Annotated in this window: 37 protein-coding genes; 2 read left to right on the top strand and 35 right to left on the bottom strand. The window is 33.5% G+C overall.

All coding sequences use genetic code 11. The features are described 5' to 3' along the window. Positions 1 to 69: 69 nt before the first annotated feature. The 33 genes from truA to rpsJ all read right to left on the bottom strand — a co-directional run bounded on the left by truA (position 70) and on the right by rpsJ (position 17,614). Positions 70 to 873: a tRNA pseudouridine(38-40) synthase TruA gene (truA, locus tag NSQ15_RS03305; protein ID WP_070453689.1), complete on the bottom strand. Its 804-nt coding sequence runs from the start codon at positions 871 to 873 to the stop codon at positions 70 to 72. Between the two features lie 5 nt (positions 874 to 878). Next, positions 879 to 1,685 (bottom strand): energy-coupling factor transporter transmembrane component T family protein, encoded by an 807-nt coding sequence (locus NSQ15_RS03300; protein ID WP_017638503.1) that lies wholly within the window; start codon positions 1,683 to 1,685, stop codon positions 879 to 881. Next, positions 1,675 to 2,535, bottom strand: a complete 861-nt coding sequence (locus tag NSQ15_RS03295; protein WP_070453685.1) for an energy-coupling factor transporter ATPase — start codon at positions 2,533 to 2,535, stop codon at positions 1,675 to 1,677. The genes NSQ15_RS03300 and NSQ15_RS03295 overlap by 11 nt, the downstream gene beginning before the upstream one ends. After that, complete coding sequence (locus NSQ15_RS03290) at positions 2,532 to 3,341, bottom strand: energy-coupling factor transporter ATPase (RefSeq protein ID WP_070453681.1); 810 nt, start codon at positions 3,339 to 3,341, stop codon at positions 2,532 to 2,534. The genes NSQ15_RS03295 and NSQ15_RS03290 overlap by 4 nt, the downstream gene beginning before the upstream one ends. Before the next feature lie 331 nt (positions 3,342 to 3,672). Further along, the gene (gene rplQ / locus NSQ15_RS03285; RefSeq protein ID WP_017638506.1) at positions 3,673 to 4,041 is read right to left on the bottom strand and encodes a 50S ribosomal protein L17; all 369 of its coding nucleotides are present in this window, start codon (positions 4,039 to 4,041) and stop codon (positions 3,673 to 3,675) included. A gap of 16 nt (positions 4,042 to 4,057) precedes the next feature. Then, a complete protein-coding gene (locus NSQ15_RS03280; protein ID WP_002450508.1) occupies positions 4,058 to 5,002 on the bottom strand; it encodes a DNA-directed RNA polymerase subunit alpha in 945 nt (314 codons plus the stop codon). A 76-nt stretch (positions 5,003 to 5,078) separates the two neighbouring features. Next, positions 5,079 to 5,468 (bottom strand): 30S ribosomal protein S11, encoded by a 390-nt coding sequence (rpsK, locus tag NSQ15_RS03275; RefSeq protein WP_002450509.1) that lies wholly within the window; start codon positions 5,466 to 5,468, stop codon positions 5,079 to 5,081. A 23-nt stretch (positions 5,469 to 5,491) separates the two neighbouring features. Beyond that, positions 5,492 to 5,857 (bottom strand): 30S ribosomal protein S13, encoded by a 366-nt coding sequence (rpsM, locus tag NSQ15_RS03270; RefSeq protein WP_002450510.1) that lies wholly within the window; start codon positions 5,855 to 5,857, stop codon positions 5,492 to 5,494. A gap of 22 nt (positions 5,858 to 5,879) precedes the next feature. Continuing rightward, a complete protein-coding gene (gene rpmJ, locus NSQ15_RS03265) occupies positions 5,880 to 5,993 on the bottom strand; it encodes a 50S ribosomal protein L36 (protein WP_000868342.1) in 114 nt (37 codons plus the stop codon). A gap of 31 nt (positions 5,994 to 6,024) precedes the next feature. Beyond that, positions 6,025 to 6,243 carry a translation initiation factor IF-1 gene (infA, locus tag NSQ15_RS03260; RefSeq protein ID WP_001829792.1) on the bottom strand — a complete coding sequence of 73 codons (219 nt, stop codon included), beginning with the start codon at positions 6,241 to 6,243 and terminating at the stop codon, positions 6,025 to 6,027. Between the two features lie 194 nt (positions 6,244 to 6,437). Continuing rightward, a complete protein-coding gene (locus tag NSQ15_RS03255) occupies positions 6,438 to 7,088 on the bottom strand; it encodes an adenylate kinase (RefSeq protein ID WP_029055863.1) in 651 nt (216 codons plus the stop codon). 17 nt (positions 7,089 to 7,105) lie between these two features. Then, complete coding sequence (gene secY, locus NSQ15_RS03250) at positions 7,106 to 8,401, bottom strand: preprotein translocase subunit SecY (RefSeq protein WP_017638508.1); 1,296 nt, start codon at positions 8,399 to 8,401, stop codon at positions 7,106 to 7,108. After that, entirely contained in the window at positions 8,401 to 8,841 is a 441-nt protein-coding gene (gene rplO / locus NSQ15_RS03245) for a 50S ribosomal protein L15 (protein WP_070453674.1), read from the bottom strand. The genes secY and rplO overlap by 1 nt, the downstream gene beginning before the upstream one ends. Positions 8,842 to 8,857: 16 nt before the next feature. After that, a complete protein-coding gene (rpmD, locus tag NSQ15_RS03240; protein ID WP_002432330.1) occupies positions 8,858 to 9,037 on the bottom strand; it encodes a 50S ribosomal protein L30 in 180 nt (59 codons plus the stop codon). A gap of 16 nt (positions 9,038 to 9,053) precedes the next feature. After that, on the bottom strand, positions 9,054 to 9,554 hold the full coding sequence (rpsE, locus tag NSQ15_RS03235) for a 30S ribosomal protein S5 (RefSeq protein ID WP_002450514.1): 501 nt from the start codon (positions 9,552 to 9,554) through the stop codon (positions 9,054 to 9,056). A 20-nt stretch (positions 9,555 to 9,574) separates the two neighbouring features. Then, positions 9,575 to 9,937 carry a 50S ribosomal protein L18 gene (gene rplR / locus NSQ15_RS03230; protein WP_070453671.1) on the bottom strand — a complete coding sequence of 121 codons (363 nt, stop codon included), beginning with the start codon at positions 9,935 to 9,937 and terminating at the stop codon, positions 9,575 to 9,577. 31 nt (positions 9,938 to 9,968) lie between these two features. Further along, positions 9,969 to 10,505 carry a 50S ribosomal protein L6 gene (gene rplF, locus NSQ15_RS03225; protein WP_017638511.1) on the bottom strand — a complete coding sequence of 179 codons (537 nt, stop codon included), beginning with the start codon at positions 10,503 to 10,505 and terminating at the stop codon, positions 9,969 to 9,971. A gap of 24 nt (positions 10,506 to 10,529) precedes the next feature. Further along, positions 10,530 to 10,928: a 30S ribosomal protein S8 gene (gene rpsH, locus NSQ15_RS03220; protein WP_340746934.1), complete on the bottom strand. Its 399-nt coding sequence runs from the start codon at positions 10,926 to 10,928 to the stop codon at positions 10,530 to 10,532. A 30-nt stretch (positions 10,929 to 10,958) separates the two neighbouring features. After that, positions 10,959 to 11,144 carry a type Z 30S ribosomal protein S14 gene (locus NSQ15_RS03215; RefSeq protein WP_001829713.1) on the bottom strand — a complete coding sequence of 62 codons (186 nt, stop codon included), beginning with the start codon at positions 11,142 to 11,144 and terminating at the stop codon, positions 10,959 to 10,961. Positions 11,145 to 11,166: 22 nt separating this feature from the next. Continuing rightward, complete coding sequence (rplE, locus tag NSQ15_RS03210) at positions 11,167 to 11,706, bottom strand: 50S ribosomal protein L5 (RefSeq protein ID WP_026083545.1); 540 nt, start codon at positions 11,704 to 11,706, stop codon at positions 11,167 to 11,169. A gap of 25 nt (positions 11,707 to 11,731) precedes the next feature. After that, entirely contained in the window at positions 11,732 to 12,049 is a 318-nt protein-coding gene (gene rplX / locus NSQ15_RS03205; RefSeq protein WP_002466469.1) for a 50S ribosomal protein L24, read from the bottom strand. A 35-nt stretch (positions 12,050 to 12,084) separates the two neighbouring features. Further along, entirely contained in the window at positions 12,085 to 12,453 is a 369-nt protein-coding gene (gene rplN, locus NSQ15_RS03200; RefSeq protein ID WP_017638514.1) for a 50S ribosomal protein L14, read from the bottom strand. A 31-nt stretch (positions 12,454 to 12,484) separates the two neighbouring features. Then, on the bottom strand, positions 12,485 to 12,748 hold the full coding sequence (gene rpsQ, locus NSQ15_RS03195) for a 30S ribosomal protein S17 (protein WP_002432741.1): 264 nt from the start codon (positions 12,746 to 12,748) through the stop codon (positions 12,485 to 12,487). 25 nt (positions 12,749 to 12,773) lie between these two features. Then, positions 12,774 to 12,983 (bottom strand): 50S ribosomal protein L29, encoded by a 210-nt coding sequence (rpmC, locus tag NSQ15_RS03190; RefSeq protein ID WP_000644737.1) that lies wholly within the window; start codon positions 12,981 to 12,983, stop codon positions 12,774 to 12,776. Continuing rightward, positions 12,973 to 13,407 (bottom strand): 50S ribosomal protein L16, encoded by a 435-nt coding sequence (gene rplP, locus NSQ15_RS03185; RefSeq protein WP_002450520.1) that lies wholly within the window; start codon positions 13,405 to 13,407, stop codon positions 12,973 to 12,975. Before rplP ends, rpmC begins: the two co-directional genes overlap by 11 nt. A 2-nt stretch (positions 13,408 to 13,409) precedes the next feature. After that, the gene (gene rpsC / locus NSQ15_RS03180) at positions 13,410 to 14,066 is read right to left on the bottom strand and encodes a 30S ribosomal protein S3 (protein ID WP_017638515.1); all 657 of its coding nucleotides are present in this window, start codon (positions 14,064 to 14,066) and stop codon (positions 13,410 to 13,412) included. A 23-nt stretch (positions 14,067 to 14,089) separates the two neighbouring features. Next, positions 14,090 to 14,443 (bottom strand): 50S ribosomal protein L22, encoded by a 354-nt coding sequence (gene rplV, locus NSQ15_RS03175; protein ID WP_029055861.1) that lies wholly within the window; start codon positions 14,441 to 14,443, stop codon positions 14,090 to 14,092. A 28-nt stretch (positions 14,444 to 14,471) separates the two neighbouring features. Beyond that, positions 14,472 to 14,750 (bottom strand): 30S ribosomal protein S19, encoded by a 279-nt coding sequence (gene rpsS / locus NSQ15_RS03170; RefSeq protein WP_002450522.1) that lies wholly within the window; start codon positions 14,748 to 14,750, stop codon positions 14,472 to 14,474. Between the two features lie 67 nt (positions 14,751 to 14,817). Continuing rightward, a complete protein-coding gene (gene rplB / locus NSQ15_RS03165; RefSeq protein WP_017638517.1) occupies positions 14,818 to 15,651 on the bottom strand; it encodes a 50S ribosomal protein L2 in 834 nt (277 codons plus the stop codon). Positions 15,652 to 15,679: 28 nt separating this feature from the next. Beyond that, positions 15,680 to 15,955, bottom strand: a complete 276-nt coding sequence (gene rplW, locus NSQ15_RS03160; RefSeq protein ID WP_002450524.1) for a 50S ribosomal protein L23 — start codon at positions 15,953 to 15,955, stop codon at positions 15,680 to 15,682. Further along, positions 15,955 to 16,578, bottom strand: coding sequence for a 50S ribosomal protein L4 (gene rplD / locus NSQ15_RS03155; RefSeq protein ID WP_017638518.1), 624 nt, complete (start codon positions 16,576 to 16,578; stop codon positions 15,955 to 15,957). Before rplD ends, rplW begins: the two co-directional genes overlap by 1 nt. Positions 16,579 to 16,606: 28 nt before the next feature. Further along, positions 16,607 to 17,278 carry a 50S ribosomal protein L3 gene (gene rplC, locus NSQ15_RS03150; RefSeq protein WP_340746933.1) on the bottom strand — a complete coding sequence of 224 codons (672 nt, stop codon included), beginning with the start codon at positions 17,276 to 17,278 and terminating at the stop codon, positions 16,607 to 16,609. 27 nt (positions 17,279 to 17,305) lie between these two features. Then, on the bottom strand, positions 17,306 to 17,614 hold the full coding sequence (rpsJ, locus tag NSQ15_RS03145) for a 30S ribosomal protein S10 (protein WP_001118667.1): 309 nt from the start codon (positions 17,612 to 17,614) through the stop codon (positions 17,306 to 17,308). 355 nt (positions 17,615 to 17,969) lie between these two features. On the opposite strand from rpsJ, the gene NSQ15_RS03140 reads away from it, so the two are divergent. Next, positions 17,970 to 18,362: a hypothetical protein gene (locus tag NSQ15_RS03140; RefSeq protein WP_340746932.1), complete on the top strand. Its 393-nt coding sequence runs from the start codon at positions 17,970 to 17,972 to the stop codon at positions 18,360 to 18,362. A gap of 69 nt (positions 18,363 to 18,431) precedes the next feature. Here the strand turns inward: NSQ15_RS03140 and NSQ15_RS03135 are convergent, their stop codons facing one another. Next, positions 18,432 to 19,766, bottom strand: coding sequence for an NCS2 family permease (locus NSQ15_RS03135; protein ID WP_017638521.1), 1,335 nt, complete (start codon positions 19,764 to 19,766; stop codon positions 18,432 to 18,434). A gap of 111 nt (positions 19,767 to 19,877) precedes the next feature. Then, a complete protein-coding gene (locus NSQ15_RS03130; protein WP_070453652.1) occupies positions 19,878 to 22,016 on the bottom strand; it encodes a DNA topoisomerase III in 2,139 nt (712 codons plus the stop codon). Between the two features lie 166 nt (positions 22,017 to 22,182). Between NSQ15_RS03130 and NSQ15_RS03125 the strand changes: the two genes are divergently transcribed. After that, complete coding sequence (locus tag NSQ15_RS03125) at positions 22,183 to 23,076, top strand: GNAT family N-acetyltransferase (RefSeq protein WP_217194127.1); 894 nt, start codon at positions 22,183 to 22,185, stop codon at positions 23,074 to 23,076. Positions 23,077 to 23,191 lie beyond the last annotated feature (115 nt).

The following is a 23,191-nucleotide window of genomic DNA, read 5'->3' as shown; positions in this document are numbered from 1 at the left end:
ATCGTGGGGTGGATATAAAACAATACCGTTAATAATCTTATAATTTCATAGACCTTTTGTCAATGCAATTCAATCATTTTGTAATGATTTTTTATAATGGATTTTAATATGATTACCAAATTCATCCATTAATTCACAATCAGATAGATATATTTTCTCTAAATATAGACCATCAGATGGTGCAGTAAAAGGAATTTTATTGCGGTTTTTCTCTTCAAGTAATACCGGTATTTCGTCAGGTTTTCTTTTACCTTTTCCAACTTCTATTAAAAATGCCACTAATACACGAACCATATTATACAGAAATCCTGAACCAGTTACTATATAATCAAAACCATCTTCTGTTTTAATAATTTTACTTTCATATAATGTTCTTACTTTACTTTGAACTTCAGTTTTTTGGGAACAAAAACCAGTAAAGTCGTGAGTTCCAATAAATAATTGTGCTGCTTTATTCATGCTATCTAGATCTAATGTTTCAGATACATACGTTTTTAATCCACTTTCAAATGGATTCCGATGTTCGGCTTGATATACTTTATATCTATACTTTTTACCTACACAATCATAACGACAATGAAAATCTTCATCTACATGTTGAACGCTTTTAACATATATATCATCCGGCAATGCACTATTCATTGCATATTGCCATTTATTATTTTCAATATTTAAGTCAGTATCAAAATGAAAATACTGTTGATAAGCATGCACTCCTCTATCCGTTCGACTAGAAGGATGTATTCTTACATGACGTTTATGCATTCTTTTAAGAATTTTTTCAAATTGTTGTTGTATTGTGCGACCTTGTTGTTGAATTTGAAATCCTAAAAATTGATTACCTTGATATTCTATTTCTACTAATATACGCAATGCTTTTACACTCCAAAATATTTAATTAACAATAGGATAGCTAATATAGGAATGAGTAATAATAATGTACATGTATCTCTCAGACGCCATTGGAGCATTCTATAGCTAGTTCTCTCAGCATGAGCATCGTACCCTCTCACTTCCATAGCTATCGCTAATTCTTCGGCTCTCTGGAACGCAGAAATAAACAATGGAATCAGTAACGGTACAAATGCCTGAATTCTTGCTACTAATCCACCTGAACTTATCTCTGAACCTCTAGATTTTTGAGCTAAAATAATCTTATCTAATTCGTCCATTAATGTAGGTATAAACCTTAATGCAATAGACATCATCATACTTAATTGATGTACAGGTATTTTAAGCCATTTGAGTGGCGTTAATAACTTTTCAAATGCGTCAGTTAAATCTATTGGACTAGTCGATAAAGTCATTATTGTAGCTATCATTACAATAAATATCAATCTTAAAGAGATAAAAATACCTTCCAATATCCCCTTACTTTCAATAGTTATAAAGTTCCATTGAAAAAGAATGATACCACCTTTAGTAAAGAATACATGCATTAAAAATGTAAAAATTAGAAAGATAAATATAGGTGTTAAACCTTTAATCAAAAACATAAAATTAATTTTAGCCATTTTCATAATGATTAAAATAAGAACAAAAAGCCATGCATATGTTCCGAAAGAGTGACATAGAAAAATAAATATAATAAAAGCAAATACAAATATCAATTTTGCTCTTGGGTCTAACTGATGTATAAATGAATTGCTAGGGAGATAACGTCCAATAATTAATTTATTTTTCATTTTGCCACTCCCTATATAAATCAACAAATTCTTCTTCAGTTAACGCGGTTGAAGATAGTTTAGTTTGATATTTAGTTTCAAAATCTTGCTGTAAGCGGACAACATCAGGCATAGTTATATTCCACTTTTTTAGATTATCTGGTTCACTAAATAACTTGCGAGGACTTGTTTTAACCTTGATTTCACCTTTTTGCATCACAATGACCTCATCAGCATATCTTGCTACATCATTCATATCATGCGTAACTAAAATAATAGTTTTATTTTGTTCATTTTGTAATTTTTTAAGCAATGACATTACTTGATGTCTACTTTTAGGGTCTAAACCAGCTGTTGGTTCATCGACTACTATAATATCTGGATCCATAGCTAATATTGAAACTAAAGCTATTTTTCTCATTTGACCTCCAGACATTTGAAATGGTGATAACGACATCACATTTCTTGAAAACCCTAAATCAAGTAACATATCAAATGCTTTTTCTTTAACTTGCTGAATATTCATATTAAAATTTTTAGGCCCAAATTCAATTTCTTTTTCAACAGTATCTTCAAAAAGCTGTGATTCAGGAAATTGAAAAACCATTCCAACATTCTGGCGTATTGGTCTCAAAACTTTATCCTTTGATTTGTGATTAATATAAATACCATTAAAATTTATATCACCACTAGTCGGTTTTAATAAAGCATTAATATGTTGAATTAACGTTGACTTACCACTACCAGTTTGACCGACAATCGTATAATAATGACCTTTTTCAAATTCAACTGAAATATTTTTTATAGCAGTATATTCATAAGGTGTACCAACTTGATAAGTATAACTCACATTATTCATTTTAAAACTCATAATAAATCAACCAACCCTTCATATGTAACGAATGTTGATTTTCCAGTTAACAGTTGATTCATCTTCATTGAAAACGGTAATTCAAGACCAATTTTATTTAAATTAACTATATCATCATATATTTTATTAGGTTTACCTTGTTTATACACTTTACCCTGATTCATAACTATAATATTATCAGCACTCATTGTTTCTGATAAATCATGTGTAATAGAAATAATAGTTATGTGTTGTTCACGTTGTAATGCTCTTACTAAATCAAGTAAAGATTTCTTTGCCACTGGGTCTAACATTGAAGTAGCTTCATCTAAAATAATTATAGAAGGATTTAAAGCTAACACACTAGCTATAGCTACTCTTTGTTTCTGACCACCAGATAATGAGTGAGGTTCGTAATCAGCTAAATCAAACATATCAACTTGTTTTAAAACTTTGTCTACTTTTTCATGCATCTCATTATATGGTATAGACAGATTCTCTAAACCAAATGCAACATCATATTTAACAGTTGAACCAACAAACTGATTATCTGGATTTTGGAAGACAATGCCTATTTGTTTTCTTACTTGTGTAATCGTTTCTTTAGTCACACGTTGGTTATTTAGAATAATATGACCTTCATCACAGTTTTCAATTCCTACCATGAGTTTAGTAACTGTTGATTTACCAGATCCATTATGCCCTACTATACTTGTCCATTGGCCACGAGGAATATTAAATGATACATCGTTTAACGTGAAGGCAGAATCACTTTGATATTTAAATGATACATTACTAAATTCAATAATATTATCTTGATCCATCACATTTATTCCTCCCCAATGTAGTAATTACCTTTAATATTTTACATGATTTATAAACATATGTATACTTCCACAATTTGTTTATTAACATTTTCATTTTCTTATTTAAATGATTAAAGACCAATTAAAATAATTTTATAATTAAAAAAGCTGAGAAATAGTATCTCAGCTTAAAATAAAAAAGCGCGCACCCCATCAGTTTTGTTGAGTTCACGCTTTAATTTAATATTTAGTTTGATGGGGTACTCTGAGCTAGACAAAATCTGTATGTGGCAGATTTTATCGTTGCACTCATTTGCTTTATATATAAGTAGTTAGTGTATTTATAATTAAATTATACTAATTCGATAATTACTGATTCAGCACCGTCACCACGACGAGGGCCTACTTTAAGAATACGAGTGTAACCACCTTGACGATCTGTATAACGTTCAGCGATTTCACCGAATAATTTTTGAAGAGCAGTTTGAGTTGATTCATCTTCATTTAAGATTTCAACATTTTGTAATGTTTTAGCTGCATTACGACGAGAAGCTAAATCTCCTTTTTTACCTAAAGTGATTAATTTCTCTACTACACTGCGAACTTCTTTTGCACGAGCTTCTGTTGTTTCAATACGTTCACTTACAATAAGTGCTGTAGCTAAGTTACGTAACATAGCTTTACGTTGATCAGAAGTACGACCTAATTTTCTGTAACCCATGAGTTAACCTCCTTTATCAATCTTCTTTTCTTAATCCTAATCCTAAATCTTCTAATTTGTATTTAACTTCTTCAAGAGATTTACGACCTAAATTACGCACTTTCATCATGTCAGCTTCAGATTTATCAGCTAACTCTTGTACAGAATTGATTCCTGCGCGTTTCAAACAGTTATATGAACGTACAGATAAGTCTAATTCTTCGATAGACATTTCTAATACTTTTTCTTTTTGATCTTCTTCTTTTTCGATCATGATTTCAGCATTTTGAGCTTCATCAGTTAGACCTACAAAGATATTCAAGTGTTCAGTCATTATTTTTGCTGCTAATGAAACTGATTCTTGAGGAGTGATTGAACCATTAGTCCAAACATCTAAAGTTAATTTATCAAAATCACTACTTTGACCTACACGTGTATTTTCAACTGTATAGTTTACACGTTCAACAGGTGAATATAGTGAGTCTACTGGAATTACACCAATTGGTAAATCACTAGTATTATTTGTTTCAGCTAATGCGTAACCTCTACCCTTATTAGCAACAAGACGAACTTTTAAATGTCCACCTTTAGAAACAGTAGCAATTTTTAGTTCTGGATTTAGAATTTCTACATCACTGTCGTGAGTAATATCACTTGCAGTAACTTCGCCTTCATCCTTAACATCGATTTCTAAAGTTTTATCTTCTTCAGAATAGATTTTTAATGCTAATTTTTTGATGTTCATAATAATTGTAGAAACATCTTCAACTACATTATCTACTGCTGAGAATTCGTGTAACACGCCTTCAATTTCGATGTACTTTACTGCTGATCCTGGTAATGAAGATAGTAGGATACGACGTAAGGAGTTTCCTAGTGTAGTACCGTAGCCACGTTCAAGTGGTTCAACAACGAACTTACCGAATTTAGCATCTTCACTAATTTCAATTGTCTCAATTCTAGGTTTTTCGATTTCTATCATTTACAAATATCCTCCTTATATACGTCGACTAGATTTATAATGTTTGCTCAGTGACCTGTAACAACACAACAATAAATTAAACGCGACGACGTTTTGGTGGACGACAACCATTATGAGGTACTGGAGTAACGTCTCTAATTGCTGTTACTTCTAGTCCTGCTGATTGTAACGCACGGATAGCAGATTCACGGCCTGGTCCAGGTCCTTTAACTGTTACTTCTACAGTTTTCAAGCCATGTTCCATAGCTGTTTTTGAAGCTGTTTCAGACGCCATTTGCGCTGCGAATGGTGTTGATTTTTTAGATCCTTTGAATCCTAATGCACCAGCTGATGACCAAGATAATGCATTACCAAACTCATCAGTAATCGTTACAATTGTATTATTGAATGTTGAACGGATGTGTGCAACACCACTTTCAATATTCTTTTTCACTTTACGTTTACGAGATACTTGTTTACGTGCCATTTATTTTTTGCCTCCTTTACCGATTATTTTTTCTTGTTCGCTACAGTTTTAACTGGGCCTTTACGCGTACGAGCGTTGTTTTTAGTTTTTTGACCGCGAACTGGTAAGCCACGACGGTGACGAATACCACGGTATGATGAAATTTCCATTAATCGTTTAATGTTTAAGTTTTGCTCACGACGTAAGTCACCTTCAACTTTGTAGCTATCTACTACTTCACGGATGCGACCTAATTCATCGTCAGTTAAATCTTTTACGCGAGTGTCTGCTGATACGTTAGCTTCTTCAACGATTTTTTTCGCAGTAGAAGTACCGATACCATATACATAAGTTAAAGAAATAACAACGCGTTTTTCACGTGGAATATCCACTCCTGCAATACGTGCCATATACATTTACACCTCTCTTTTATTAACCTTGTCTTTGTTTGTGTTTAGGATTTTCACAAATTACCATTACTTTACCTTTACGTTTAATGACTTTACATTTTTCGCAAATTGGTTTTACTGATGGTCTTACTTTCATTTTAATACCTCCCTATATTATGGAGTGACGATTATTTATAACGATAAGTAATTCTACCGCGTGATAAATCATACGGAGACATCTCAACAGTTACTTTGTCGCCAGGTAGAATTCGAATGTAGTTCATTCTAATTTTACCACTTACATGTGCTAAAATTTCATGACCATTTTCTAATTCTACTTTAAACATTGCGTTTGGTAAAGTATCTAATACAGTACCTTCTAATTCAATAACATCTTGTTTAGCCATTGATTAACTTCCCCCTTTTTGCAATAGTAAGGTTATCGTCAATAGACAACTTCAACGATACGAATCTATTTGTGACTAGTTTTAATAAGTTTAACAAAAATTACGGGAATTATTATCGTCATTTGTCACTCATATTAAATTTTATACTACAGTTTAATTAAACATTCACATCATCATAGATCGTAAAAGCTGATCTATTGTAATTGATCTAAGATATCAATGACATCAGTAGTAACCTCTTCAATATCTTTTGAACCATCAATGTTATTCAATACACCTTTATTATCGTAATACTCTAATATTGGTTTAGATTGTTTAACATTAACTTTCAAACGATTTGAAACAGTTTCCGGATTATCATCTTCACGTTGATATAATTTACCACCATCAAGATCACAAATACCTTCAACTTTTGGAGGATTAAATACAAGATGATAAGTCGTACCACATTTCTCACAGATACGACGACCTGTAAGACGATTCATTAGTTCTTCCTCTGGGACTTCAATATTGATGACAGCATCAATACTTCTATCAAGTTCAGCCATAATTGAATTTAAAGCTTCTGCTTGATCAATAGTTCTAGGGAAACCGTCTAATAAGAATCCTTTTTTTGCATCGTCTTCAGAAATTCTTTCTTTAACGATACCCACAGTAACTTCATCAGGGACTAATTCTCCACGATCCATGTATGATTTAGCTTCTTTACCTAAATCAGTCTCATCTTTAATCGCTTTTCTGAACATGTCACCAGTCGATATATGTGGTATTGGGAATTTCTTAACAATTTCACTCGCTTGAGTACCTTTACCTGCACCAGGTAAGCCCATTAAAATGATATTCATAAGTGCCCTCCTACAAATTATCTACCACCAAAGCCTTTATATTCTTTTTGATTTACTTGTGCTTCTAAAGATTTCATAGTTTCAATAGCAACACCGATAACGATAAGAAGACTAGTACCACCAATTTGAATAGATCTTGGTAAGCCCATGAACTTCGTAGCTAAGATCGGTAAAATCGCAATGACTGCTAAGAAAATAGAACCAACAAACGTTAAGCGATAAAGAACTTTAGTAATATATTTTTTCGTTTGTTCACCAGGTCTGATACCTGGGACATAACTACCTTGTTTTTTAAGGTTGTCAGCCATTTTTTCTGGATTAACTTGTACAAATGCATAAAAGTATGCAAACGCAATAATTAATACAATATAGATTACCATTCCTATGTTACTTGATGGATTTGCAGTATCTGCAACTTGTTGAGCCCATTCAGCTTTAGGGAAGAATAGCGTCAACGTTCTTGGTAATAAGAAAAATGCCATCGCAAAAATAACAGGAATAACACCAGCTGAGTTAACTTTTAAAGGTAGATAAGTTGCTTGTGAACCTAATCGTTGAGCTGTTTGTTTCTTCGCATATTGGATAGGAATTTTACGTTTTGCTTCAAGTACAAATATAGCACCTACTGTTAACAATACTAATGCTACAATTAATGCTACTATTTTTAACCAAGCTAATGAAGTATCTTCTTGACCAACAAATGCTTGTTGACCTGCTTGAATAATACTTGAAGGTAAAGTTGATAAAATACCTGCAAAGATGATAAGTGAAATACCATTACCAACACCAAACTGAGTGATTTGGTCACCAAGCCATATCAAGAATGCAGTTCCTGCTGTTAAAGTAAGTGCAATCAATAAATAAGTTAGTACAGATTGGCTTACAATTAAGCGTCCTCCGTATAAATTATTAAATTGAAATGACATACCAATTGACTGAATGAATGCTAATATTATAGCGAAATAACGTGTTACATTGTTGATTTTCCTTCTACCTACATCACCTTGTTTCGCCCATTCTGAGAACTTAGGAACGATATCCATCTGTAATAATTGCATTACGATAGATGCAGTAATATAAGGCATAATACCCATCGCAAATATTGAAAAGTTCTTCAAGGCTCCTCCACCGAATGTATTAAGTAAATCAGTGACACCTTGAGAACCTTTTGCTGCTTGATCAAAAGCATTAGGATTTACTCCAGGAGCTGGAATGTAAGTCCCAATCTTGAATATAACTAACATTGCTAGAGTAAAGAAAATCTTGTTTCGAACTTCTTTAGTTGTAAAGAAGCTCACAAGCGTTTGAAACATTAGATCACCTCGTGTGCTCCACCTTTAGCATCAATAGCTTCTGCTGCTGAAGTTGAGAACTTATGAGCTTTCACTGTTAATTTTTTATCTAGTGAGCCATTACCTAGTATTTTAATACCAGATTTTTCATTCTTAACAACACCAGATTCTACTAATAAAGCTGGAGTTACTTCAGTACCATCTTCGAATTGATTAAGTTGGTCTAAGTTAACAATAGCATATTCTTTACGATTTATGTTAGTGAAACCGCGTTTTGGTAAACGACGGAATAATGGTAATTGTCCACCTTCAAATCCAGGTCTTACTTTACCACCTGAACGTGCTTTTTGACCTTTATGTCCACGGCCACTTGTTTTACCATTACCAGTTGCTGCACCACGACCTACACGGTTACGTTCTTTACGAGAACCTTCTGCTGGTTTTAACTCATGTAATTTCATGTCGGCACCTCCTTAATTATTTTTCTTCTATAGTTAATAAATGTTTAACTTTGTTGATTTGCCCACGAATAGCAGGGTTATCTTCAACAACTACTGAACTGTTAGTCTTTTTAAGACCTAAAGCTTCAACAGTTTTACGTTGTGTTTCAGGACGACCAATAACACTACGAGTGAGGGTAATTTGTAATTTAGCCATAACTTATTTTCCCTCCTTAATTATATAATTCTTCAACTGTTTTGCCGCGTAATTTCGCAACATCTTCAGCGTTTTTAAGGTTTTGTAAACCATTTAAAGTTGCACGAACCATGTTAATTGGTGTGTTAGAACCTAATGATTTACTTAAGATATCAGTGATACCTGCTAATTCTAATACCGCACGAACTGGACCACCAGCGATTACACCAGTACCAGGAGCTGCAGGTTTCATAAATACGCTACCTGAGCCATAACGGCCAGTGATTGTGTGAGGTGTAGTACCTTCAACACGTGGAACTACAACTAAATCTTTTTTAGCTGCTTCAACAGCTTTTTTGATTGCTTCAGGTACCTCTTGAGCTTTACCAGTACCGAAACCTACACGACCATTTTTGTCTCCAACTACTACTAATGCAGTGAAACGGAAACGACGTCCACCTTTAACAACTTTAGCAACACGATTGATTGTAACAACGCGTTCTTCAAATTCTTTCGTTTCTTCTTCTCTACGAGCCATGTATTTGTCCCTCCTTTAAATTAAAATTCTAAACCGTTTTCTCTAGCAGCTTCTGCTAATGCTTTAACGCGTCCGTGGTATAAGTAACCTCCACGATCGAATACGATTTCTTTAATTCCTTTATCATTTGCTTTTTTAGCAATTGTTTCGCCAACTTTTGTTGATAAATCAACTTTAGTTGCTGTTTCGCTAGCGATATCTTTATCTTTAGATGAAGCTTGAGCTAATGTTTCGCCTTTAACATCATCGATGATTTGTGCGTAAATGTGTTTGTTTGATCTATATACATTTAAACGTGGCTTTTCAGCTGTACCTGATAATTTAGTACGAACACGTGAATGTCTTTTCAAACGCACTTTATTTTTATCAATTTTACTGATCATTTTAATACTCCTTTCTTTAGAGTGTTATCTATTATTTACCAGTTTTACCTTCTTTACGGCGTACGTATTCACCTTGGTAACGAATACCTTTACCTTTATAAGGTTCTGGAGGTCTTACTGAACGGATGTTAGAAGCGATAGCTCCAACTTGCTCTTTAGATACACCAGAAACTTTAACAGTTGTATTTTTCTCAACAGCGAAAGTAATGCCGTCTTCAGCTTTAATTTCTACTGGGTGAGAGTATCCAACGTTAAGTACTAAATCATTACCTTGCATTTGAGCACGGTAACCTACACCAACAAGTTCAAGTGTTTTTTCGAAACCTTGAGAAACACCTTGTACCATATTATTTAATAAAGCACGAGTTGTACCATGATCTGTTCTGTCATCTTTAGAATCAGATGGTCTTACAACTTCAATTGTGTTTTCTTCTTGTTTAAATGTCATTCTTTCATTTAATGTTTTTGATAATTCACCTTTTGGACCTTTAACAGTGACATGATTATTGTCAAAAGTTACTGTTACGTCACTAGGGATGTCAATAATTTTCTTACCAACACGACTCATGTTATGGCACCTCCTTATTATTTATTACCAAACGTATGCGATAATTTCTCCACCAACATTACGTTTTCTTGCTTCTTTATCAGTGATTACACCTTCAGAAGTTGATACTAATGCAATACCTAAACCATTAAGTACTTTAGGTACTTCGTTAGCTTTAGCATATACGCGTAAACCTGGTTTTGAAATACGTTTTAATCCTGTGATAACACGTTCATTGTTTTGACCATATTTTAAGAATAAACGAATAACACCTTGTTTATCGTATTCTACGTATTCAACATTTTTAATGAAACCTTCATTTTTTAAGATTTCGGCAATTTCTTTTTTGATATTAGATGCAGGTAATTCTAATTTATCGTGACGAACCATGTTAGCGTTTCTTACACGAGTTAGCATATCTGCGATTGGATCTGTCATTGTCATTGATTGTTGCCTCCTTTCAGACTCTTTTTATTACCAGCTAGCTTTACGTACGCCAGGAATTTGGCCTTTATAAGCTAATTCACGGAAACAAATACGGCATAATTTGAATTTACGATATACAGAATGTGGACGACCACAGCGTTCACAACGAGTGTATTCACGAACTGCGAATTTTTGTTTTTTTTGTTGCTTAGCAACCATTGAAGTTTTAGCCACTTAATTAGCCTCCTTTTAGAGATTATTTACGAAATGGCATACCGAAGTTTGATAACAATTCACGAGCTTCCTCGTCAGTGTTAGCAGTAGTTACGATAACAATATCCATTCCTCTTACTTTGCTTACTTTATCATAATCGATTTCAGGGAAAATTAATTGTTCTTTAACACCTAATGTGTAGTTACCGCGACCATCGAATGCTTTTTTAGAAACACCTTGGAAGTCACGTACACGTGGTAATGATACTGAAATTAGTTTGTCTAAGAATTCATACATTCTTTCTCCGCGAAGTGTAACTTTCGCACCGATAGGCATACCTTCACGTAAACGGAATGTTGCAACTGATTTTTTAGCTTTAGTTACTAATGGTTTTTGACCAGTGATTTGTTCTAATTCTTCTACAGCGTTATCTAACACTTTAGAGTTTTGAACAGCGTCACCGACACCCATGTTCACTACGATTTTGTCAATTTTAGGTACTTCCATTACTGAACTATAGTTGAATTTTTTTACTAAGTTCTCAGTAACTTCAGAATTAAATTTTTCTTTTAAACGGTTCAAAGTGGATCCTCCTTTCAACTAGTAATTAATTATTAGATTTGATTTCTTCGCCAGATTTTTTTGCAATACGAACTTTTTTACCATCAACAAATTTGTAACCTACACGAGTTGGTTCGTTTGTTTTAGGGTCTAATAATTGTACGTTAGAAACATGGATAGCTGCCTCTGTTTCTAAAATTCCACCTTCAGGGTTTAATTGAGTTGGTTTTTGGTGTTTTTTAATAACATTAACACCTTCCACAACGACACGGTCACGTTTAGGTTCAGTAGCAACTACTTTACCTTCTTTACCTTTGTCTTTACCTGCGATAACTTTTACGTTGTCACCTTTTTTGATATGCATGTGGGCACCTCCTTATATATTTTGGTTAATTGATTTTATAGTACTTCTGGTGCTAATGATACGATCTTCATGAAGTTACCTTCACGTAATTCACGAGCAACCGGACCAAAGATACGAGTACCACGTGGGCCTTTGTCATCACGAATGATAACACATGCATTTTCATCAAATTTGATATATGAACCATCGTTACGGCGTACACCTGATTTAGTACGTACTACAACAGCTTTGACAACTTCGCCTTTTTTGACAACGCCACCTGGTGTTGCATTTTTAACAGTACATACGATAACATCGCCGATGTTCGCTGTTTTGCGACCAGATCCACCTAATACTTTGATTGTAAGAACTTCACGAGCACCAGAGTTGTCTGCTACTTTTAAACGTGTCTCTTGTTGGATCATTAGTTAAACCTCCCTTATCTCTAATCTTGTATTAAATAATTACTGACTCTTCAACAATTTCTACTAAACGAAAACGTTTTGTTGCTGATAAAGGACGAGTTTCTTGAATTTTAACAATGTCTCCTAATTTAGCTGAATTGTTTTCATCATGAGTTTTGTATTTTTTTGAGTATTTTACTCGTTTACCGTATAATTTGTGTGTTTTGTAAGTTTCAACAAGTACAGTAATAGTCTTGTCCATTTTGTCAGAAACAACTCTACCTACATAAACTTTACGATCATTTCTTTCGCTCACTTTTGTAACCTCCTCTTTCAATTAATTATTGATTAGCCTTACTTTGTTCAATTTCTCTTTCACGAGCAACAGTTTTTAGACGAGCAATCGTTTTTCTTACTGTGCGAATACGTGCCGTTTCTTCTAATTGACCTGTAGCTAACTGAAAGCGTAGGTTAAAAAGCTCTTCTTTTGAAGATTTGATTTGTTCTTCGATTTCTGAAGTGGTTAAGTCTCTAATTTCCTTAGCTTTCATTTGTTTCACCACCCAATTCTTCACGTTTTACAAACTTAGTTTTTACTGGAAGTTTGTGACTTGCTAAACGTAGTGCTTCGCGGGCAACTTCTTCTTGTACCCCAGCGACTTCAAATAAGATTCTACCAGGTTTAACGACTGCAATCCAGCCTTCAACCGCACCTTTACCAGCACCCATACGTACTTCTAAAGGTTTTTTAGTGTATGGTGTATGAGGGAAGATTTTGATCCAAACTTTCCCACCACGTTTCATATAACGAGTCATTGCAATACGAGCTGATTCGATTTGACGAGATGTGATCCAAGACGTTGTAGTAGCTTGTAAACCATACTCACCAAATGTTACATAGTTACCGCCTTTAGAACGACCAGTTGTTTTAGGACGATGTTGACGACGATATTTAACACGTTTTGGTAGTAACATGATTATTTTCCTCCTTCACTAGTGTTCTTAGTAGTAGGAAGAACTTCTCCACGATAGATCCATACTTTAACGCCTAATTTACCATAAGTAGTATCTGCTTCAGCGTGTGCATAATCGATGTCAGCACGTAATGTATGAAGTGGAACAGTTCCTTCAGAATATTGTTCAGCACGAGCAATATCTGCTCCGCCTAAACGACCTGATACTTGAGTTTTGATACCTTTAGCACCAAGTTTCATAGCTCTTGTAATAGCTTGTTTTTGTACACGACGGAATGAAGCACGGTTTTCTAATTGACGTGCGATATTTTCAGCAACTAATCTTGCATCAATATCAATTTTCTTGATTTCAATTACGTTGATGTGTACTTTTTTATCTGTTAAAGCATTTAATTTGTTACGAAGTTTGTCAATTTCTGAACCGCCTTTACCAATTACCATACCTGGTTTACCAGTATGAATAGCGATATTAATACGGTTAGCTGCACGTTCGATATCTACGTGAGAAACTGATGCTTCTTTTAATTCATTATCAATAAACTTACGGATTCTTAAATCTTCGTGTAATAATGAAGCGAAATCTTTTTCAGCATACCATTTTGCTTCCCAATCACGGATGATACCAACACGAAGTCCGATTGGATTAATTTTTTGACCCACAGTATTCCCTCCTTAGAAAGTTATTAAGCTTCTTTAGCTTCTTCTTTACCGTCACTTACGACGATTGTAATGTGGCTTGTACGTTTGTTTATCGCACTTGCACGTCCTTGCGCACGTGGGCGGAAACGTTTTAAAGTTGGTCCTTCATTAGCATAAGCTTCTTTTACTACTAATTCATCTGTGTTCATGTCGTAGTTATGTTCAGCATTTGCTAAAGCGGACATTAATACTTTTTCGATCACTGGTGATGAAGCTTTGTTTGCTAATTTTAAAATTGCAATAGCTTCTCCAGCATTTTTACCTCTAATTAAGTCAAGAACTAGTCTTACTTTACGAGGTGCGATTCTTATTGTTCTAGCAACCGCTTTTGCTTCCATTAGGATTTCCTCCTCTACTTTTTAAAAATTATCTTCTTGTTTTTTTATCGTCAACAGCATGACCTTTAAATGTACGAGTTGGTGCGAATTCACCTAATTTGTGACCTACCATATCTTCTGTTACATATACAGGTACATGTTTACGTCCATCGTATACTGCGAAAGTATGACCAATGAAATTTGGGAAAACTGTAGAACGACGAGACCATGTTTTAATTACTTGTTTTTTTTCACTTCCGTCTTGTGCTTCCACTTTTTTCATTAAGTGGTCATCAACGAAAGGTCCTTTTTTAATACTACGAGCCATTTGGGCGCCTCCCTTCTTATTCTGTGCGTGCAGCAATTAAGCCGCACACCCAAATAAGTTAATTTTATTATTTTTTCTTACGTCCACGAACGATAAGTTTGTCTGAAGATTTTTTACCACGACGAGTTTTCTTACCAAGCGTAGGTTTACCCCAAGGTGACATTGGAGATGGTCTACCGATTGGAGCACGTCCTTCACCACCACCGTGTGGGTGATCGTTAGGGTTCATTACAGAACCACGAACTGTTGGACGGATACCTTTCCATCTTGAACGACCTGCTTTACCAACATTTACTAGTTCGTGTTGGATATTACCAACTTGTCCAATTGTAGCACGGCAAGTTGAAAGAATCATACGAACTTCACCAGAGCGTAATCTGATTAATACGTATTTACCTTCTTTACCTAACACTTGTGAACTAGCACCAGCTGAACGAGCGATTTGTCCACCTTTACCAGGTTTTAACTCAATATTATGAATTACAGTACCTACAGGAATGTTTTGTAATGGTAAAGCATTACCAATTTTGATATCTGCTTCAGCACCACTTTCAACTACTTGTCCTACTTGTAATCCTTTAGGTGCGATAATATAACGTTTTTCTCCGTCAGCATATACTAATAAAGCAATGTTAGCTGAACGGTTTGGATCGTATTGGATTGAATCAACTTTAGCGTTGATACCATCTTTGTTACGTTTGAAATCGATAACTCGGTATTGACGTTTATGTCCTCCACCGTGATGGCGAACAGTCAATTTACCTTGGTTGTTACGTCCCGCTCTTTTCGGTAGCGGTTGTAATAATGACTTTTCTGGTGTAGTTTTCGTAATTTCAGCGAAATCTAATGAAGTCATATTACGACGACCATTAGTTATTGGCTTATATTTTTTAAGAGCCATTGTCGTTTACCTCCTTATTGGTAATGTTTTAGTTGAATAAGTCGATTGAACCTTCTTTTAGTTTAACAATCGCTTTTCTTCTTTTATTTGTGTAGCCTTGGTAACGGCCCATACGTTTTTTCTTAGGTTTATAGTTGATGATGTTTACATTATCAACTTTTACGTCGAAGATTTCTTCAACAGCAATTTTAACTTGTGTTTTGTTAGCACGAGTATCAACATCGAAAGTATATTTATCTTCCGCCATTGCTTCTGAAGATTTTTCAGTGATTACGGGGCGCTTAAGAATATCTCTAGCTTCCATTATCCGAGCACCTCCTCAACTTTTTTAGCAGCAGCTTCAGTAATTACTAAACTGTCAGCACTTGTGATATCTAATACATTTAAACCTTGAGCAGTTGTTACTTGAACACCAGGGATGTTACGTGCTGATAATTCAACGTTAACATCTTCGTTTTCAACAACAACTAATACTTTTTTAGGTTGTTCTAATGTAGTTAAAACATTTTTGAATTCTTTTGTTTTTGGTGCATCAAATCCGAATGCATCAACAACTGTAAATCCATTTTCTTTAACTTTAAATGACAATGCAGAACGTAATGCTAAACGACGCATTTTCTTAGGCATTTTATATCCGTAACTTCTTGGAGTTGGTCCGAATACAATACCACCACCGCGCCATTGAGGTGCACGAATTGTACCTTGACGAGCACGACCTGTTCCTTTTTGTCTCCATGGTTTACGTCCACCGCCGCGTACTGCTGAACGGTTTTTAACTGAATGTGTACCTTGACGTAATGAAGCACGTTGTAAATTGATAGCTTCGAAAAGGACACTATTGTTTGGTTCGATTGCAAAGACTGCATCGCTTAATTCAACTGAACCACTTTTTGATCCGTCTACTTTTAAAACATCATAATTAGCCATTATGCATTTTCCTCCTTTCGCTTATTGATTATTTATTACCTTTTTTAATTGATTTAATTGAAGTTGAAATTTCTACTAAACCTTTTTTAGGTCCAGGTACATTACCTTTTACTAAGATTACACTGTTTTCAGTGTCAACTTGTACTACTTCAAGGTTTTGTACAGTAACTGTGTTTCCACCCATACGGCCTGGCATTTTTTGACCTTTAAATACTCTTGAAGCATCTGAAGCCATACCTACAGAACCTGGTGCTCTGTGGAAATGAGAACCGTGAGCCATTGGTCCACGAGATTGTCCGTGGCGTTTAATAGCACCTTGGAAACCTTTACCTTTTGAAACACCTGTAACATCAATGATGTCACCAGTTTCGAATTTATCAACTGAGACTTCTTGACCTACTTCGTATTCATCAACATTAACGTTTCTGAATTCACGAATGAAGCGCTTAGGTGCTGTGTCAGCATTTTTAGCATGACCTTCAGCTGGTTTATTAGCATATTTGTTAGTTTTTGAACCTTTTTTATATGCTTTTTTATCTTCAAATCCTACTTGGATTGCGTTGTAACCGTCAACTTCTTCAGTTTTCTTTTGTAATACAACGTTTTGTCCTGCTTCTACTACTGTTACTGGGATTAATTCACCGTTTTCTCCAAACACTTGTGTCATCCCGATTTTTCTTCCTAAGATTCCTTTGGTCATCGAAAGTCCACCTCCTAATTTTTTCTATTATAATTTAATTTCGATGTCTACACCAGATGGTAAGTTTAAGCCCATTAGAGCATCAACTGTTTTTGGTGTTGGGTTAACAATATCGATTAAACGTTTATGTGTACGTTGTTCGAATTGTTCACGTGAATCTTTGTACTTATGCACGGCACGGATGATTGTATAAACTGATTTTTCAGTTGGTAACGGAATTGGTCCAGAAACATCTGCACCAGAACGTTTAGCAGTTTCAACAATTTTTTCTGCTGATTGATCAATCACACGGTGATCATAAGCTTTTAATCTGATTCTGATTTTTTGTTTTGCCATAATTTTCCCTCCTTATTCGTCTACATTTAAGTGATAGACTTCTCCACGAAAACTATCTCACACAACGCCATGGCAAAGCGGCCGGGTGTGTCAGTAACCTTTCGCTTCATCGCGTTATTTAAAGTCCAACATTAGATATGTTACATGAAAAACAATGATAAATCAATTGTTTTCATTAACTTTTTTCTGTTTTGTCTAACACATACTTTGTTATTGTACTTTAAATGTATCTCTTGTTCAACCTTTTTAGGGAAATTTTTATATTTAAATATGTAATTACAAGACTAAATTTAATCATATTAATATTAACCTTAATCATTTTCTATTATAATAGTAGAGAACGGGGGTGAATCATTTGAAAAACGGTATTAAGCTTGCCCTATCCATTATTGGCGTCTTCCTAGTTATATGTGAGTTCTTTTATGGGATTCCTTTTTTAGGTGGCAGTGTAATTTTAAGTTTTGGTTGGCAACCTCTATTATTTAACGCTTTTCTCTATTTGGTTTTAACGATTATTCTATTAGTTGATAAACAAAACACAATTAAACCAATGGTCATTATACCTATTTTAGGTATTATTGTTTCGTTTGTCGCATTCATTCCATTTATTGGTATGATTATACATTGGGCTTTATTCGTATTAATGATTTTCTTTGTATTTATAGTCTTAGCTGCTCCAACTTATGTTCCTAATAAAAATGCTCGCGTTATTTATACTCAATATAAAGATGGTCATAAGTCTAAATAAACTTGTATTCATTTCACAACTAAAAAAAGACGTTCGTACTATTTTAAGTACGAGCGTCTTATTTTTTATTTAGCCATGTACGAATACAAAGTATAAGATAAATAATACCATTAATACATACATAATTGGATGTACTTCTTTATGTCTTTTACTAATAATCATTGTTATTGGATAAAAGATAAATCCACAAGCTATACCTGTTGCAATTGAATAAGATAAAGGCATCATGATGATTGTTATAAAAGCAGGTACAGCGACTTCGAATTTTTTCCAATTGATTTCCGCAAAGTTTGCAGCCATTAGTACACCTACCACTACCAATGCCGGTGTAGTTACAGCACTTGTTACAACTGCAATTAGTGGACTAAAGAATAAAGCTAGTAAGAAACAGCAACCTGTAACAATACTTGCGAATCCTGTTCTTGCACCAACTGCAACACCTGACGTAGATTCTATATAAGAAGTAGTCGTTGTTGTACCGAATATAGAACCAACAATTGTAGCTAATGAATCTGAAAATAACGCTCTACCTGCTCTAGGAAGTTTATTATCTTTCATAATTCCTGCTTGAGTTGCAACAGCTACTAATGTTCCTGCAGTATCAAAGAAATCAATAAATAGGAATGTTAGAATAACAATTAAAAATTGAATAGTAAATAATTGACCTGGATCCTTAAATGATTCAAATGCAGCTCCGAAAGTTGGTTTAATACTTGGAACGTGACCTACAATGCCAGTTGGCGTATGTATTTGTCCAGTTATCATTCCTACTATTGCAGTAATTATCATACCTATAAATATAGAACCCGGTACTTTTTTAGTGTATAAAATAACGGTAATAACAATACCAAATATTGCTAATAATACTGGTGCTTTCGTTAAATGCCCTAGGGTAACTAATGTTGAATCATTTTTCACAATAATTCCTGAACTTTGTAAACCTACAAAGGTTATAAACAACCCTATTCCAGCAGAAACAGCCATCTTCATTTGATAAGGTATTGCGTTAATAATTATTTCCCTTAATCCGGTTACTGTTAATATTGCAAAGAATATACCTGAGAATAGAACGCCAGTTAATCCGACTTTCCATGGTATCCCCATTGTAAGAACTACTGTAAATGCGAAAAATGCATTTAATCCCATGCCAGGTGCTAATGCTATAGGGTATTTTGCTATGAGTCCCATAAATAGCGAACCTACAAACGCAGCTAAAGCAGTCGCAACAAAAATGGCTCCCTGATCCATTTTCATATCTTCAGATACACCTTTGACTCCTGCTAGGCTTAATACTTGAGGGTTTACAGCTAGTATGTACGCCATTGATAAAAACGTAGTGATACCACCTAAAATTTCTTTTTTAAAGTTAGTACCATGTTCATCGAACTTGAAGTATTTTTTCACGGCTAATGCTCCTTTTTTTGAAATACTTAATAAGTTTAATACCAAATCTCTAAAATGACAATACTAAATACGAACTTTAGTTATATTATTTTTCCTTTTGTTCGAATTTATTTATAATTTTAGATTTTTCAAAGCATCTTTGAACGGATTATTGTCTAATTCTTCTTGTTGATTCATGTATTTCTTCATTTCTTTTTTAGAAACTTTACCGCTTGATTTTTCTTTCATACGTTTATCCATTTGAGCTTGCGTTTCTGAATGACCACATGTACATCTATATGTCGCATCCTTACCTTTACCAAATAAAGTCATTTTCTTTTTACAGTTAGGACAACGTGCATTTGTTTTTCTTTGGACATTTTTCTTTGTTTTACAAGATGGATCTTGGCATACCAACATTTGTCCATTTTTAGTTTTAACTTTAATCATAAATTTGCCACAAGTAGGACATTCTGTTGTAGTTAAATTATCATGTTTATATTTTTGTTCGCTATTCTTAATTGTGTTCACTACTTCTGTTGTTAATTCTTTCATTTCTTTTATAAACTGCTGTTTATTATATTTACCTTTTTCAATAAGCAATAATTTTTCTTCCCATTCAGCAGTTAATAATGGTGATGTTAATTTTTGAGGTGCTAATTCTAAGATTTGTTTACCTTTTGAAGTTACTTTAATTTTACCATCTCTTGATTCTATTGCATTCATATTAAATAGTTTTTCAATGATATCCGCACGTGTCGCAACAGTTCCAATACCGCCTGTTTCCTTCAGAGTATGTGCATGTTTTTTATCCTTAAGTTGAATATAGTTTTGAGGATTTTCCATCGCTTTTAATAATGTTCCTTCATTAAAGTAGTCAGGTGGTGTTGTTTGATGATCATTAATTTTAGAATTTGAGACAGTGACGACTTGATTGTTTTTAAAAGGATGTTGAGTAACAACTGATTGCTCATTTTCTTTTAAAGCCTTATACCCTAATTGTTTTGTAACTTTTTCTTGTAATACAAATTGATAACCATTAACAGTTAAGTATACTTTAATACTTTCATATTCATAAGGAGGCATTAAACTTTCTAGAAATCTTTCTACAATAAGCATATATATTTTACTTTCTCTATTACTTAATTGTGAAAAATCAGGTCTTATCTCAGTAGGTATAATAGCATGGTGATCTGAAACCTTTTGATCATTAAATATATGCATTTTAGCGGAATATGACTTTCCTATTAAATTACGAACACTTTCTTTATAGTCTGTAGCTAATAAGGCTTGTAATCTTTCTTTTATTGTAGAAACCATATCTGCAGTTAAATAATTGGAATCTGTACGTGGATACGTTACTAATTTATGTCTTTCATATAAATTTTGTAACGTATTTAGTGTCTCTTTGGTCCCCATTTTAAATCGATTATAAGCGTCTTGTTGTAGATCAGTTAAATTATAAAGTGGCTTAGGAAATGTTTTCTTAATTTTAGATTTAACTTTTTCTATATTACCTTGCTGTTTATTTATTTGATTCATAACATTTTTTAATTTTTGTTGGTCAGTAATTCTTTGTTGTGTTGAAACATAATTAAATTCAAAACCATCCACTATAGCTGTAAGAGTGTAATAGGTTTGTGGTTTAAATTGATTAATTTCATTTTGACGAGATTGTACTAGTTGAATTGTTGGCGTCTGTACGCGTCCAAGTGATAACTGAGCATCATATTTTGTTGTTAATGCTCTTGTTGCATTAATACCAACCACCCAATCCGCTTCACTTCTAGCTAAAGCAGCTTCGTATAAATGCTGATATTGTCTTCCATCTTTCAAGTGGTTAAATCCATCTTTGATTGCTTTTTTAGTTACTGAACTAATCCATAATCGTTTGATTGGCTTTTTATTTCCCACTTTATCTAAAATCAATCTTGCTACAAGCTCTCCTTCTCTTCCTGCATCAGTAGCAATTATAATTTTATTCACATTCTGGTTAAGTATTAGTGATTTTACAGTCTTAAACTGTTTTCTAGTTTTACCTATAACTATTGTTTTCATATGTTTTGGAATTATTGGTAAGTCTTCAAGTTTCCATTCTTGATATTTCTTATCATATTGTTCTGGCGTTGCATTAGTCACTAAATGTCCTAATGCCCAAGTAACAATATATTGATTATTTTCATAATAGCCATTTCTTTTTTGATTGATATTGAGTGCATTTGCAATATCTCGAGCTACTGATGGTTTTTCCGCTAAAATTAATGATTGCATGAGTTATAGTTCCCTTTCTATATTTAATACATTTTAAGTTTATGTTTGATTAATTTGCTTTAAGAATAGTTACCTTAATTGTAACATGTACGTATATATATTAACTTTCATTTCAATGCAATTACTCATATAATTAAATTAATAAATACGGTACGGAGGTAAGAACATGGATATTATTCAGTTGAAGGACCCTAAAAAAATAAAAGCTTTTATTGAAACTGCTGATTACCAAGTAACTTCCTATTTATATAAAATACCTCAACAATTTGCAGAATTTGATCATTTATTAGAAGAAGCAATTAAAACTCCTGGCGCTTTTGCCATTTCTGATAATAATCAAATAAAAGCATTAATCATTGCGATTTCTTATGAAACACATAAGTTTAAGATAATTGGCCCTTTTATAGAGCCAAATTTTGACGTCACTCCACAGTTATTTCAAAACCTATTCAATGCAATGACAGAAAATCAACCTGAAAATGCTATATATAACTTTTCATTTGAAGAAGGCGTTCAAACTTATAAACCTTTTATTAAGCAAATAAAAGCAAGTTATAATTTTACTGACTATTATTTAGAGGCACATCAAGATATTGGGGAATTAGAAAATGAACAAAATATTATAGAATATCAAAAAGGTTTCCATAGAGCATTGGCAAAAATGCATCATAAGACATTTAAACATGATGCAATGAAAGCAGATGATATTGTTAATACATTAGATGAAAATAATAAGCTATTTCTTTTTGTAAGCGAAGGACTTTTAAAAGGTTATTTATATCTACATGTTAATCCTCAAAAATCTAAAGCAGAAATTAAATATTTCAGTTCTCACATAGATTATCGAATGAAAGGAATTGCTTTTGATTTATTGGAGTATGCTTTGCATTACGCTTTTTCTCATTATGAACTGCATAAAGTTTATTTTAAAATTCGAAACAAAAATAGTAAGCTCGTAGAACGTTTTAATGAACTTGGATTTACTACTAATTATGAATATAAAAAGTATAAATTAGAACCACAATACATTCATGAAAATGCTACTAATCCAGAAACTTAATTATTGATTAAACTTGGGAGTAGGACTGAAATAATAATTTTCCAAAATTTATTTCGGTCCTACTCCCCTTTTTACTTTTCTAAAATAAGCCGATGTTTTTTACTATTCAACTTAA

Source organism: Staphylococcus sp. FSL W8-0774 (genome assembly GCF_038006785.1).
Classification (GTDB): Bacteria; Bacillota; Bacilli; order Staphylococcales; family Staphylococcaceae; genus Staphylococcus; species Staphylococcus pasteuri.
This window is presented reverse-complemented; position numbering and strand designations above follow the sequence as displayed.